The sequence below is a fragment of the Mycobacterium zoologicum genome (assembly GCF_020181635.2).
Classification (GTDB): domain Bacteria; phylum Actinomycetota; class Actinomycetes; order Mycobacteriales; family Mycobacteriaceae; genus Mycobacterium; species Mycobacterium zoologicum.
On sequence record NZ_JAYJJS010000011.1, the window covers coordinates 35,346 to 47,478 of the forward strand.

Annotated in this window: 15 protein-coding genes; 11 read left to right on the top strand and 4 right to left on the bottom strand. The window is 69.7% G+C overall.

Going from position 1 to position 12,133, the window contains the following annotated elements; translation table 11 throughout:
• Positions 1 to 6 precede the first annotated feature (6 nt).
• Positions 7 to 1,359 (top strand): M20/M25/M40 family metallo-hydrolase, encoded by a 1,353-nt coding sequence (locus K6T84_RS11070; protein ID WP_224865445.1) that lies wholly within the window; start codon positions 7 to 9, stop codon positions 1,357 to 1,359.
• Positions 1,360 to 1,384: 25 nt separating this feature from the next.
• Entirely contained in the window at positions 1,385 to 1,915 is a 531-nt protein-coding gene (locus tag K6T84_RS11075; protein WP_224865446.1) for a YbhB/YbcL family Raf kinase inhibitor-like protein, read from the top strand.
• 91 nt (positions 1,916 to 2,006) lie between these two features.
• On the opposite strand, the gene K6T84_RS11080 is transcribed toward K6T84_RS11075, so the two are convergent.
• Genes K6T84_RS11080 through K6T84_RS11090 form a run of 3 tightly spaced genes read right to left on the bottom strand, consistent with a single transcriptional unit; the run spans position 2,007 to position 4,316 of the window.
• Entirely contained in the window at positions 2,007 to 3,074 is a 1,068-nt protein-coding gene (locus tag K6T84_RS11080) for a quinone-dependent dihydroorotate dehydrogenase (protein ID WP_225400229.1), read from the bottom strand.
• A gap of 4 nt (positions 3,075 to 3,078) precedes the next feature.
• The gene (locus K6T84_RS11085) at positions 3,079 to 3,336 is read right to left on the bottom strand and encodes a DUF5703 family protein (RefSeq protein ID WP_224865448.1); all 258 of its coding nucleotides are present in this window, start codon (positions 3,334 to 3,336) and stop codon (positions 3,079 to 3,081) included.
• Positions 3,333 to 4,316, bottom strand: coding sequence for a YncE family protein (locus K6T84_RS11090; protein WP_408066093.1), 984 nt, complete (start codon positions 4,314 to 4,316; stop codon positions 3,333 to 3,335). Before K6T84_RS11090 ends, K6T84_RS11085 begins: the two co-directional genes overlap by 4 nt.
• Before the next feature lie 78 nt (positions 4,317 to 4,394).
• Between K6T84_RS11090 and K6T84_RS11095 the strand changes: the two genes are divergently transcribed.
• From K6T84_RS11095 to K6T84_RS11115, 5 genes are read left to right on the top strand one after another with little or no spacing between them, the layout of a single operon-like run.
• Positions 4,395 to 4,688, top strand: coding sequence for a hypothetical protein (locus tag K6T84_RS11095; protein WP_224865449.1), 294 nt, complete (start codon positions 4,395 to 4,397; stop codon positions 4,686 to 4,688).
• A gap of 46 nt (positions 4,689 to 4,734) precedes the next feature.
• Complete coding sequence (locus K6T84_RS11100) at positions 4,735 to 5,565, top strand: undecaprenyl-diphosphate phosphatase (protein ID WP_224865759.1); 831 nt, start codon at positions 4,735 to 4,737, stop codon at positions 5,563 to 5,565.
• A gap of 2 nt (positions 5,566 to 5,567) precedes the next feature.
• The gene (locus K6T84_RS11105) at positions 5,568 to 6,254 is read left to right on the top strand and encodes a histidine phosphatase family protein (RefSeq protein WP_225400228.1); all 687 of its coding nucleotides are present in this window, start codon (positions 5,568 to 5,570) and stop codon (positions 6,252 to 6,254) included.
• Between the two features lie 50 nt (positions 6,255 to 6,304).
• On the top strand, positions 6,305 to 6,898 hold the full coding sequence (locus tag K6T84_RS11110; protein WP_225400227.1) for an Rv2134c family protein: 594 nt from the start codon (positions 6,305 to 6,307) through the stop codon (positions 6,896 to 6,898).
• A complete protein-coding gene (locus tag K6T84_RS11115; RefSeq protein ID WP_408066096.1) occupies positions 6,867 to 7,688 on the top strand; it encodes an Rv2133c family protein in 822 nt (273 codons plus the stop codon). The genes K6T84_RS11110 and K6T84_RS11115 overlap by 32 nt, the downstream gene beginning before the upstream one ends.
• Positions 7,689 to 7,694: 6 nt before the next feature.
• Here the strand turns inward: K6T84_RS11115 and K6T84_RS11120 are convergent, their stop codons facing one another.
• Positions 7,695 to 8,270, bottom strand: coding sequence for a TetR/AcrR family transcriptional regulator (locus K6T84_RS11120; RefSeq protein ID WP_224865453.1), 576 nt, complete (start codon positions 8,268 to 8,270; stop codon positions 7,695 to 7,697).
• Between the two features lie 52 nt (positions 8,271 to 8,322).
• Here K6T84_RS11120 and K6T84_RS11125 point away from each other — a divergent pair, with 52 nt between their 5' ends.
• The 4 genes from K6T84_RS11125 to K6T84_RS11140 are packed head-to-tail and all read left to right on the top strand — an operon-like array spanning position 8,323 to position 12,128.
• On the top strand, positions 8,323 to 9,180 hold the full coding sequence (locus K6T84_RS11125; protein ID WP_224865454.1) for a phytanoyl-CoA dioxygenase family protein: 858 nt from the start codon (positions 8,323 to 8,325) through the stop codon (positions 9,178 to 9,180).
• A 23-nt stretch (positions 9,181 to 9,203) separates the two neighbouring features.
• Entirely contained in the window at positions 9,204 to 9,986 is a 783-nt protein-coding gene (locus K6T84_RS11130; protein ID WP_304621264.1) for a 3'(2'),5'-bisphosphate nucleotidase CysQ, read from the top strand.
• A gap of 22 nt (positions 9,987 to 10,008) precedes the next feature.
• Positions 10,009 to 11,244: a cysteine--1-D-myo-inosityl 2-amino-2-deoxy-alpha-D-glucopyranoside ligase gene (mshC, locus tag K6T84_RS11135; RefSeq protein WP_224865455.1), complete on the top strand. Its 1,236-nt coding sequence runs from the start codon at positions 10,009 to 10,011 to the stop codon at positions 11,242 to 11,244.
• An 11-nt stretch (positions 11,245 to 11,255) separates the two neighbouring features.
• The gene (locus K6T84_RS11140; RefSeq protein ID WP_225400225.1) at positions 11,256 to 12,128 is read left to right on the top strand and encodes an SDR family oxidoreductase; all 873 of its coding nucleotides are present in this window, start codon (positions 11,256 to 11,258) and stop codon (positions 12,126 to 12,128) included.
• The last annotated feature ends 5 nt before the right edge of the window (positions 12,129 to 12,133 follow it).

Consider the following 12,133-nt stretch of genomic DNA (forward strand, 5'->3'; position numbering starts at 1 on the left):
GCCCAGATGGTAGGAAAGGTAGCTGTGACGGCGATACCCGATCCTGTCGACGAGGTGGTCGAACTCGTCAGTGCCCTCATCCGTTTCGACACCAGCAATACCGGTGAGCCCGAGACCACCAAGGGCGAGGCCGACTGCGCGCTGTGGGTGGCCGCCCAACTCCAGGAAGTCGGCTACGACACCGAATACATCGAGTCCGGCGCACCGGGGCGCGGCAACGTCTTCGCCCGCCTCAACGGCAGCGACCCCGCCCGCGGCGCACTGCTGATCCACGGCCACCTCGATGTGGTGCCCGCCGAGGCCGCCGACTGGAGCGTGCACCCGTTCTCCGGTGCGGTCGAGGACGGCTACGTGTGGGGCCGCGGCGCGGTCGACATGAAGGACATGGTCGGCATGATGATCGCGGTGGCCCGCCACCTCAAGCAGGCCGGCATCGTGCCGCCGCGCGATCTGGTGTTCGCGTTCGTCGCCGACGAGGAGGCCGGCGGCGAATACGGCGCGCACTGGTTGGTGGAGAATCGGCCGGACCTGTTCGAGGGAGTCACCGAGGCGATCGGCGAGGTCGGCGGTTTCTCGTTGACGGTGCCGCGCCGCGACGGCGGGGAACGACGGCTGTATCTCATCGAGACGGCCGAGAAAGGCCTGTGCTGGATGCGGTTGCGGGCCACCGGCCGGGCCGGGCACGGCTCGATGATCAACGACGAGAACGCCGTCACCGCCGTGGCCGAGGCGGTGGCACGCCTGGGCCGCCACCAGTTCCCGATGGTGGTCACCGAGGCCGTGGCGCAGTTCCTGACCGCGGTCAGCGAGGAGACCGGATACGCCATCGACGTCGACTCCCCGGACCTGGAGGGGATGATCGAGAAGCTGGGGCCCATGGCTCGCATTCTCAACGCGACGCTGCGCGACACCGCCACCCCGACCATGCTGCGCGCCGGCTACAAGGCCAACGTGATCCCGGCGACGGCCGAAGCGGTGCTGGACTGCCGGGTGCTGCCGGGGCGCCAGGCCGCGTTCGAAGCCGAGGTGGACGAGCTGATCGGCCCGAACGTGACCCGGGAGTGGATCACCAACCTGCAGCCGGTCGAGACGACCTTCGACGGGGACCTGGTCGAGGCGATGAACGCCTCGCTGCTGGCCTGCGACCCCGAAGCGAGAACCGTTCCCTACATGATGTCCGGGGGCACAGACGCAAAAGCGTTCGTGCAGTTAGGGATTCGCTGCTTCGGGTTCACCCCGCTGCGGCTGCCGCCGGACCTCGACTTCGCCGCGTTGTTCCACGGTGTCGACGAGCGGGTGCCGGTGGACGCGCTGAAGTTCGGTACCCGCGTGCTGCATCACTTCCTGACACACTGTTGACATCCCCCCGATGAGAGGACCCTTCATGACTTCTGCCCCCGACCCCTACGCTGCGCTGCCGCAGCTGCCCACCTTCGCCCTGACCTCGTCGTCGGTCACCGACGGGCAGCCCCTGGCCGCCGCGCAGGTCAGCGGAATCATGGGCGCCGGGGGACAGGACGCCAGCCCGCAGCTGAGCTGGTCGGGATTCCCCGAGCAGACCCGCAGCTTCGCGGTAACCGTCTACGACCCGGACGCCCCCACCGCCTCCGGGTTCTGGCACTGGGCGGTGGCCAACCTGCCGGCCACCTGCACCGAGTTGCCGGAGGGCGTCGGCGACGGCAGCCTGCTGCCCGGTGACGCGCTGACCCTGGCCAACGATGCCGGGCTGCGCCGCTACGTCGGTGCCGCACCGCCGGCCGGCCACGGCCCGCACCGCTACTTCGTCGCGGTGCACGCCGTCGACGTCGAGAAGCTGGACCTGGCCGAGGACGCCAGCCCGGCCTATCTGGGCTTCAACCTGTTCATGCACGCGATCGCGCGTGCGGTGATCGTCGGCACCTACGAGCAGCACTGATCGCCGAGCGTGCAGTAAGGTCCGCCCCCACCTGGGCTTTTGCCGGACGCTTCTGCACGCTCGCGGGAGATGGGAGCGGGAGGGGAGGGGATCAACGAGCGGCGGAGCCGACCGCCTCGGACAGTGAGGCGAACCCGCCGTCGCGCAGCCGCTGCGCCAGGCCGTCGTGGATGCCCCTGGCCCACAGGCCGCCGCCGTAGATGAACCCGGTGTAGCCCTGCAGCAGCGAAGCGCCGGCGGTGATGCGCTCCCACGCGTCGTCGGCGGTCTCGATGCCGCCGACGCTGATCAGCACCAGCCGGTCACCGACGCGGGCATACAACCGGCGCAGCACCTCCAGCGCGCGGCGCGCCACCGGGGGCCCGGAGATGCCGCCGGCCCCCAGTTCGGCGACTCCCGGGGTGACCAGCCCGTCGCGTGACACGGTGGTGTTGGTGGCCACGATCCCGGCCAGCCCCAACTCCACCGACAGGTCGGCGACGGCGTCCAGGTCGTCGTCGGCCAGATCGGGTGCGATCTTGACCAGCACCGGCACGGTGGTTTCGGCGCGCACCGCGGCCAGGATGGGCCGCAGCTGCTCGACGGCCTGCAGGTCGCGCAGGCCCGGGGTGTTCGGTGAGCTGACGTTGACCACCAGATACGACGCCAGTGGCCCCAGCAGCCGGGCGCTGGCGCGGTAGTCGTCGACAGCGTCTTCGGGCGCGGTGGTCTTGGTCTTGCCGATGTTGACCCCGATCGGCACGTCGGCGCTGTGCCGGGCCAGCCCCGTGGCCAGCGCCCCGGCGCCGTGGTTGTTGAACCCCATCCGGTTGAGCAGGGCGCGGTCGGCCGGTAGACGGAACAATCGCGGCGCCGGGTTGCCCGGCTGCGGGGCGGCGGTCACGGTGCCCACCTCGGCGTAGCCGAATCCCAATGCGCCCCAGGCGTTGACGCCCAGGCCGTCCTTGTCGAAGCCGGCGGCCAACCCGAGCGGGCCGGGAAATCGCACACCGAACACGGTACTGGCCAGTATCGGATCGTGTGGCGCCAGAAGGCGTTTCATCGCCCGGCGGGCAGGACGCACGGCGGTGGCCCCGCGCAGCCCGGCGAACACCACGGTGTGGATGCGCTCGGCCGGCACCATGAAGAATGCTCGGCGCATGGCGCCGTAGAGGCTCATCGGCCTACAGTCCCGGCTGATCGACGGTGCCGACTGTGCTCAATCGGGATTTCTTGCGGCGCAACAGAACCCGCCGGCTTCCGTCGGTGTACAAGCGCACGCGGGTCAGCTCCCAACCTCGGTATTCGGCCTCGATGGACAACCGGGTGGACGCCCCGATCCGGGTGACCTCCGGCGGCAGTCGCAGCGGTATCCACTCATAGTCGTCGGACAGGTCGGTGTCCCAACCCGCCGGCAGCCGGCCTCTCCGCAGGCCTGTCAATGTCGCCCCGCGGCGTGCTCGATCACCTGCACACCGGCCCCGGAGCCCGACACCACGTACAGGGTGTCCGACTTGTCGTCGTAGGCAAGGGTGTTGGGCTGCTGCACGGTGGGGTATAGAACCCTTTCCACGGGGATTCCGGTGGCCAGATCGTAGCCGATCACGGTGTTGTCGGCGGTCTGCGACACCCAGGCGAACCCGCCCGATCCGGCCACGCCGTAGGGGGACTGCGGCACCGGGTAGGCCTGCCGCAGGATCAGCGGATCCATGCCGTACACCATCAACTGGCCGCCGCGGGTATCCGCGGCCAGCAGTGGTCCGTCCGCCGAGACCGACAGCGTGGTGGCGCCCTGCCCGGCCCGCAGGGCGTATTGCGGCTTGCCGTCGGCGCCGATGGTGGTCACCGAGGTCTGCCCGCGGTCCAGGACGGCAACGATATTGGCTTGCGCCACAAGCTGATCCACCCTCGCGAAGATCTTCGCGACGGCAGCGGTCCGCAGACCGTCCGCGGTCAGGGTGTGCACAGCCCCGTCGGCGCTGCCCAGCACCAGCGTGCCGTCGGAGCGCCGGGCGATCGCGGTGAAGTCGACGTCCGCGGCGTCGGCGACGTCGACCCGGCTGACCTGGCGAGTGGCCGGCTCCACCCGGAAGTAGCCGCCGCGACCGGACAGGTACACCACGCCGTGGCCATCGCCGGTCAGCGCGGTCGCCGGACCGGGCAGCGCCAAGCTGCCGGTGGCCGCTCCGAACAGGCTCACGGTGGCGTCAGGGCGCAGCGCCACCAGGGTGCCCGCGTCGAACACCGCTCCGGTCGCCGCGGCGGCCAGCGGCCGGACCGTACCGGCCGGGTGCTGGGTGCCGGCGGGGGAGACGGCGGGTTCGGCCGCCGGGATCGTCGGCGGCGCCAGAGAGGGGCGCGCTGAACAGGCCGCGACCAGCAGCAGCGGCAACAGCAGGACGGATAGCTTCGGCACGACCACCGATTCTAAGGAAGGTATCGACACCGGGTCGGCATGTCCCGGGTAACAATAAGTTCGCTTACGTGTAATCTCCCGTCCATGACGGTCACTGATGACTGGCAGCTGACATGTTCAGATTTCCTCATCGAGGAGATCTGGACCGGCGCGTTCGCGAGCGGCTTCGGCGAAGTCGGTGACGGACGCAGCTTCTCCTTTCATGTCGAGCATCAGCAGTTGGTGATCGAGGTGTATCGGCCCCGGCTGGCCGGGCCGGTGCCACACGCCGAGGACGTGGTGGCCAGCGCTGGCCGAAGCCTGTTCGACATCGACGTCGCCGACGAGCGCAGCCTCGCCGCGGCGGTGCGGGACGTGGTGGCCGATCTGACCCGCTGAGCCCCGCCCGGTACGGTCTGAGCTCATGTCGGTACTCGAGTCCGCGATGTCGTGGCCCCAAGTCGTGGTCTTGGCGATTGTGCAGGGACTCACCGAGTTTCTGCCGATCTCATCCTCGGGTCACCTGGCCCTGGCGTCGCGACTGTTCTTCGCCGGCGACGCCGGAGCCTCTTTCACGGCGGTCACCCAGCTCGGCACCGAAGTGGCCGTGCTGGTCTATTTCGCCAAGGACATCGTGCGTATCCTGCGGGCCTGGTTCACCGGGCTGCGCAACCCGCAGCGGCGCCACGATCTGGACTACCGGATGGGCTGGTACGTCATCATCGGCAGCGTCCCGATCATGGTCATCGGGGTGCTGTTCCAGCACTTCATCCGCGGCGACGTGCGCAACCTGTGGGTGATCGCCTCGGCCATGGTCGGGTTCTCGTTGGTGATCGCCGCCGCCGAATACTTCGGCCGCCAGCACCGCCACGCAGACCAACTGACCGCCAAAGACGGCTTCCTGGTCGGCCTCGCCCAGTGCCTGGCCCTGGTTCCCGGAGTCTCGCGCTCCGGGTCGACGATCAGCGCCGGCCTGTTCCTGGGATTGGACCGGGAGCTGGCCGCCCGCTTCGGTTTTCTGCTGGGCATCCCGGCGGTGTTCGGCTCCGGCCTGCACGAGCTGCCGAATGCGTTCCAGCCGGTCACCGAGGGGATGAGCGCCACCGGGCTGCAGCTGGCGATCTCGGTGATGATCACCTTCGTGGTCGGCTACGCGGCGATCAGCTGGCTGCTTCGGTTCGTCAGCAGCCACACCATGTATTGGTTCGTCGGCTACCGGATCATCGTGGGCACCGCGATACTCGGGTTGCTGGCCGCGGGCGTGGTGGCGGCCTAGCCATGACGGTCATCCTGCTGCGCCACGGCCGCTCCACCGCGAACACCGCGGGGGTGCTGGCCGGGCGCACCGAAGGCGTGGAACTCGACGACAAGGGCCGCCAGCAGGCCGCGCAGCTGGTGGACCGCTTCGCCGGCCTGCCGATCAAAGCCGTGGTGCGCTCACCGCTGCTGCGCTGCCGCGGCACCGTCGAGCCGCTGGCCGCCGCCCTGGAGCTCGAGCCGGTGATCGACGAACGCCTGGCCGAGGTGGACTACGGGTCCTGGACCGGCCGCAAGATGAGTGAGCTGACCGGCGAAGCGCTGTGGCGGGTGGTGCAGGCCCAGCCCAGCGCGGCGGTGTTCCCCGACGGCGAGGGATTGGCGCAGGTGCAGGCCCGCGCGGTGACCGCGGTGCGCGAGCACGACCGGCAGCTCGCCGAACAGCACGGCGCCGACGTGCTGTGGGTGGCGTGCACCCACGGCGATGTCGTCAAGGCCGTCCTGGCCGACGCGCTCGGCATCCACCTGGACGGGTTCCAGCGGATCGTCGCCGACCCGGCATCGGCCAGCGTGATCCGCTACACAGCACTGCGCCCGTTCGTCATCCACGTCAACCACACCGGGCCTTCTTTGGCTGCGGCGGTGAAGATTCCGCCACCCCAGGATGGCCCGTCCAGCGACGCCGTCGTCGGCGGGTCCACCACGTAGTTGCCCGAGATACCGGTCGCAGCGACGACTGCCGGTATTTTGGATATGCCATGTCCCGAGCAATCCACGTCTTTCGCACTCCCGACCGCTTCGTGGCCGGGACCGTCGGCCAACCCGGAAACCGCACCTTCTACCTGCAGGCCGTCCACGACGAACGGGTGGTGTCGGTGGTGCTGGAGAAACAGCAGGTCGCGGTGCTGGCCGAGCGGATCGTTGCGCTGCTGCTGGAGATCAACCGCCGGTTCGGCACCCCGGTTCCCCCCGAGCCCGCCGAGATCGAGGACCTGAACCCGCTGGTCACACCGGTGGACGCCGAGTTCCGGGTCGGGACCATGGGCTTGGGCTGGGATTCTGAGGCACAGACCGTGGTGGTGGAGCTGCTCGCCGTCAGCGAGACCGAGTTCGACGCCTCGGTGGTGCTCGACGACACCGAGGACGGCCCGGACGCGGTGCGGGTGTTCCTGACGCCCGAATCGGCGCGCCAGTTCGCCACCCGGTCGAATCGGGTCATCTCGGCGGGCCGCCCGCCGTGCCCGCTGTGCGACGAGCCGCTGGACCCGGCCGGTCACATCTGTGTGCGTACCAACGGCTACCGGCGGGGCGCCTTCGGGCCTGGCGACGAGCCGGAGGAGTCCGATCTCTGACGATCGGGAGGTGCTGCGCTGCGGGCAGCTGGAGATCCTCGGCCGGATCCGCTCGGCCAGCAACGCCACCTTCCTGTGCGAGGCGACGCTGGCCGAGCACCGCCTGCACTGCGTCTACAAGCCGGTCGCCGGGGAGCAGCCGCTGTGGGACTTCCCGGACGGTACCCTGGCCGGCCGGGAACTGGCCGCGTACCTGATCGCGGTCGAGATGAGTTGGAATCTGGTGCCCCACACCATTATTCGGGACGGTCCCGCCGGTCCCGGCATGGTTCAGCGGTGGATCGACCAGCCCGATCCGGAGCCGACGCCCGGTCTGGTCGACGTCGTGCCCCCGGAGAAGATTCCCGACGGATACCTGCCGGTGCTGCAGGCCTACGGCTACGACGGCGACCCGGTCACCCTGGTGCACGCCGACGATGTCCGGCTGCGCCGCATGGCGGTGTTCGACGCGGTGATCAACAACGCCGACCGCAAGGGCGGCCACATCCTGGCCGGCGCTGACGGCGGGGTCTACGGCGTCGACCACGGCGTGAGCCTGCACACCCAGGACAAGCTGCGCACCGTGTTGTGGGGTTGGGCGGGCCGCCCGTTGGCTGACATGGCCGACGATGCGGTGTCGGCGGTGTCCGGCCTGCTCAGCGCTCTGGACGGCCCGCTGGCCGCCGCGCTGGAGCCGCACCTGACCGCCGACGAGATCGCCGCCCTGCGCGGGCGCGCCACCGACCTGCTGGCCCATCCGGTGATGCCGGGACCGCAGCGGCACCGCCCGATACCCTGGCCGGCGTTCTAACCGGCGTCAGGCGATGCCCAGGGTGCCGGCGGTCAGTCGCCACAGCCGTTCGGCGACCTGGCCGGGGTCGGGGCGCGGGGCGGCCCTCAGCTGTTGGGCGACCCCGAGGCGCAGGCCGCCGATCACGTAGGCGCCGGCGCTGTCGGGGTCGATGTCCGCCGGCAGTTGGCCGAGGTCTTGGCCGCGGCGGATGTTTGCGGCGGCGTCGTCGCTCATGTTCTGGATGTAGACGGCCTCGAGTTCGCTGAGCTGGGGGTCCAGCGCGACGCGGGTGAGCAGGATGCCCGCCAACGGGTTCTGGAAGTGGTAGGCGACGAAGCATCGGGTGCGCTCGCGTTCCCGGTCGCCCCAGTCGGCATCGGGCAGGTGTGCGTCGGCGGTCGCGTTGCGCAGCCCGGTGAAGAAGCCGTCGTAGACGGCGGCGAGCAGGCCGGCCTTGGAGCCGAAGTGGTGGTACAGGGCGCCGGTGCTGAGCCCGGCCCGCCGGGTGAGTGCGCCGAGCTCCAATATCCCTCCGGCGTCGATCAATTCGTCGCGGGCCGCGTCGAGCAACTGTTGACGCCCGATCGGAGCTCGTGCCACAATCCGACAATAACAGAAATCAGTTATGTTATTTCGTGATCGAGGTGTTTCGGTGGCCGTGGAAGTGACGTCGCACGCCGATCTGCTGGACAAGGACCTGGCCGGTACCTATCGGCGCACGGCGAGCGCCGGCGCAAGCGTTGACCCCGACGTCGTCGCCGCGGATCTGGCCGCCGTAGAGCGCGACGGATATGTCATCCTGCCCGATCTGCTCAGCGTTGCCGAGCTGGCGGAGATTCGCGCGAGCGTCACCCCGCTGTTGGACAAGACCGGACGCAACGGGTTCGAAGGGCGTGCGACGCAACGGGTCTACAGCGTGCTCAACAAGACCCGCGCGTGTGACGGTATCGTTGATCACCCCCGGGTGCTGGCGCTGCTGGACCGCCTCTTCATGCCCAACTACCTGCTGTCGATGTTGCAGGTGATCAACATCGAGCCCGGTGAGCAGGCTCAGATGCTGCACACCGACGACGGTTTCTATCCGTTGCCGAGGCCGCGAAAAGCGTTGGGGGCGGCCACGATCTGGGCCATCGACGACTTCACCGGCGACAACGGCGCCACCGACATCCTGCCCGGCAGCCACCAGTGGGGAGACCGCGAGCCCGCCGACGCCGACCGCGAACCGGTGGTGATGAACGCCGGATCGTGCGTATTCTTCCCCGGCACCCTGTGGCACGGCGGGGGCGCGAACCGGTCACAGCAGGACCGGCTGGCCGTGACCGCTCAATACTGTGAGCCCTGGCTGCGCCCGCAGGAGGCGTTCACCCTCTCCATGACACGCGACACCGTGCGCGTCGTCTCCGAGGACATTCGCCGGATGCTCGGCTACAGCATCCACCCGCCGTTCATCGGCCAGGTCGACGGAATGCACCCCAAACGACTGTTGGAGCCCGGCGCGCAGCAACTCTGAGCGCGGCGGGGATACTGCCAGACGTGACGTTGACCGACGCGGCGCTGGCCGCCGAACTCGCCGTCGAGGCGGGCAAGCTGTTGCTGGCGGTCCGTGACGAGGTGGGTTTCTCCCAGCCGTGGCACCTCGGTGACGCCGGTGACGGCCGCGCCAACCGCCTGATCCTCGACGGCCTGCGCGACGCCCGCCCCGGCGACGCGGTGCTCAGCGAGGAGTCACCCGACGACCTGGCTCGGCTGCACGCCGACCGGGTGTGGATCGTCGACCCGCTGGACGGCACCCGCGAATTCACCACCCGGGGACGTGACGACTGGGCGGTGCACGTCGCGTTGTGGCAGCGCGACAGCGGCGATGCCGGTGCCATCACCGACGCCGCGGTGTCCCTGCCGGCCTACAACAATCGGAGCAACGTCGTCTTCCGCAGCGACACCGTCACCGCCCCCACCGTGCCCGACGATGACGGGCGTCCCATCCGGGTTGCGGTCAGCGCCAGCCGGATGCCCGCGGTGGTGCGGCTCATCCGCGAGGTGGTGGACGTCGAACCGGTGCTGATGGGTTCGGCGGGCGCCAAGGCGATGGCGGTGGTGCGCGGCGACGTGGACGCTTACCTGCACGCCGGCGGCCAGTGGGAGTGGGATTCGGCTGCTCCGGGCGGGGTGGTGCGGGCAGCGGGCATGCATGCCACCCGACTGGACGGCTCGCCGCTGCGCTACAACCGGCCCGATCCCTATCTGCCCGACCTGCTGATGTGCCGTCCCGAGGTGGCGCCGACGCTGCTGGACGCGGTCCGGCGGACGCTCTTTTAGAGGGGGCCTTACAGTCGTGGGCATGCAATCGTGGTCCGCGCCGGCCGTTCCGACCCTGCCCGGGCGCGGCCCGGCGCTGCGTCTGTACGACACCGCCGACCGTCAGGTGCGCCCGGTGTCCCCGGGCCCGACGGCCACCATGTACGTCTGCGGCATCACGCCCTATGACGCCACCCATCTCGGCCACGCCGCCACCTACCTGGTGTTCGACCTGATCCATCGGCTCTGGCTCGACGCCGGACATCAGGTGAATTACGTGCAGAACGTCACCGACGTCGACGACCCGCTGCTGGAGCGCGCCGCCCGGGACGGCGTTGCGTGGCAGCGCCTGGCCGCCGACCAGGTCGAGCTGTTCGGTGCGGACATGACGGCGCTGCGGGTGCTGCCGCCGCAGCACTATGTGGCGGCCACCGAGGCCATCGCCGAGGTGATCGAGGTGGTCGAGAAGCTGCTCGCCGCCGGCATCGCCTACGTGGTCGAGGGCGAGTACGCCGACGTCTACTACCGCGCCGACGCCACCGAGCAGTTCGGTTACGAGTCCGGCTTCGACCGCGCGACCATGCTGGAGTTGTTCGCCGAGCGCGGCGGCGACCCGGACCGGGCCGGCAAGACCGACCCGCTCGACGCGCTGCTGTGGCGGGGCGCCCGGCCGGGCGAACCTAGCTGGCCGTCACCGTTCGGCGACGGGCGGCCGGGTTGGCATGTCGAGTGTGCCGCGATCGCGCTGAGCCACATCGGCACCGGGCTCGACATCCAGGGCGGCGGGTCCGATCTGGTCTTCCCGCATCACGAGTTCTCCGCCGCGCACGCCGAATCCCTCACCGGCGAAAGGCGTTTCGCCCGGCACTATGTGCACGCCGGGATGATCGGATGGGACGGGCACAAGATGTCCAAGAGCCGCGGCAACCTGGTGCTGGTCTCCAAGCTGCGCGAGCAGGGCGTGGAACCGGCCGCCATCCGGTTGGGTCTGCTGGCCGGGCACTACCGCACTGACCGGTTTTGGGACGACGCCACCCTGGATGAGGCAGTCGTCCGACTGGACCGCTGGCGTGCCGCCACGAAGCTTTCGGCCGGCCCCGACGCCGAGGACGTGATCGCACGGCTGCGCCGCTACCTTGCCGATGACCTCGACACCGTCAAGGCGCTGGCCGCCCTGGACGGCTGGACCACCGACGCACTGGAGTACGGCGGCCACGATGCCGCCGCACCCGCGCTGGTGGCCACCGCGGTCGATGCCCTATTGGGTGTGACGCTGTAGCGTTTCGTCCCATGACTCCGATCAATTCCCAGGTGGTCTTCATCACCGGCGGTGCGCACGGTATCGGCGAGCAGCTGGCTCGTCGCCTGCACTCCCGGGGCGCCTCGCTGGTCCTGACCGACCTGGACCAGGCGGGCCTCGACAAGCTGGCCGCCGACCTTGGTGACCGGGTGCTGACCGCCGTCGCCGACGTGCGCGATCTGGGCGCCATGCAGAAGGTGACCGCACAGGCCACCGAGCGTTTCGGCGGCATCGACACCGTGGTGGCCAACGCCGGAATCGCCAGCTACGGGTCGGTGCTCAACGTGGATCCCGAGACGTTCAAGCGGGTCATCGACGTCGACGTGATGGGGGTGTTCAACACCGTGCGTGCCGCGCTGCCGTCGGTCATCGAGCGCCGCGGCTACGTGCTGGTGGTGTCTTCGCTGGCAGCGTTCAGTCCGCTGGCCGGCATGGCGTCCTACGACGTGGCCAAGGCCGGGGTCGAGCACTTCGCCAGTGCGCTGCGCCAGGAAGTCGCCTACCTGGGTGTGGAGGTCGGGTCGGCGCATATGGCCTGGATCGACACCCCGCTGGTTCGCGACAGCAAGGCCGATCTGGGGGCCTTCGACGAGATGCTGGGCAAGCTTCCGTGGCCGCTGAACAAGACCACCTCGGTCGACAAGTGTGTGGACGCTTTCGTCAAGGGCATCGAGGGCCGCCGCCGCCGGGTCTACTGCCCGGGCTGGGTGGGCGTGTTCCGCTGGCTCAAGCCGGTGCTGACGCTGCGGGCGGTGGAAGCACCGTTCGTCAAGGGCGCGGCCACCATCGTGCCGCGGATGGACGCCGAGGTCGCCGCGCTGGGCCGCTCCACCAGCGCCTACAACGAGACGCTGGAGAATTAGCCCGA

Coding starts and splice junctions, on each gene's coding strand:
- K6T84_RS11070 (WP_224865445.1), top strand. CDS start 7: ATGGTAGGAAAGGTAGCTGTGACGGCGATACCCGATCCTGTCGACGAG.
- K6T84_RS11075 (WP_224865446.1), top strand. CDS start 1,385: ATGACTTCTGCCCCCGACCCCTACGCTGCGCTGCCGCAGCTGCCCACC.
- K6T84_RS11080 (WP_225400229.1), bottom strand. CDS start 3,074: ATGAGCCTCTACGGCGCCATGCGCCGAGCATTCTTCATGGTGCCGGCC.
- K6T84_RS11095 (WP_224865449.1), top strand. CDS start 4,395: ATGACGGTCACTGATGACTGGCAGCTGACATGTTCAGATTTCCTCATC.
- K6T84_RS11100 (WP_224865759.1), top strand. CDS start 4,735: ATGTCGTGGCCCCAAGTCGTGGTCTTGGCGATTGTGCAGGGACTCACC.
- K6T84_RS11105 (WP_225400228.1), top strand. CDS start 5,568: ATGACGGTCATCCTGCTGCGCCACGGCCGCTCCACCGCGAACACCGCG.
- K6T84_RS11110 (WP_225400227.1), top strand. CDS start 6,305: ATGTCCCGAGCAATCCACGTCTTTCGCACTCCCGACCGCTTCGTGGCC.
- mshC (WP_224865455.1), top strand. CDS start 10,009: ATGCAATCGTGGTCCGCGCCGGCCGTTCCGACCCTGCCCGGGCGCGGC.
- K6T84_RS11140 (WP_225400225.1), top strand. CDS start 11,256: ATGACTCCGATCAATTCCCAGGTGGTCTTCATCACCGGCGGTGCGCAC.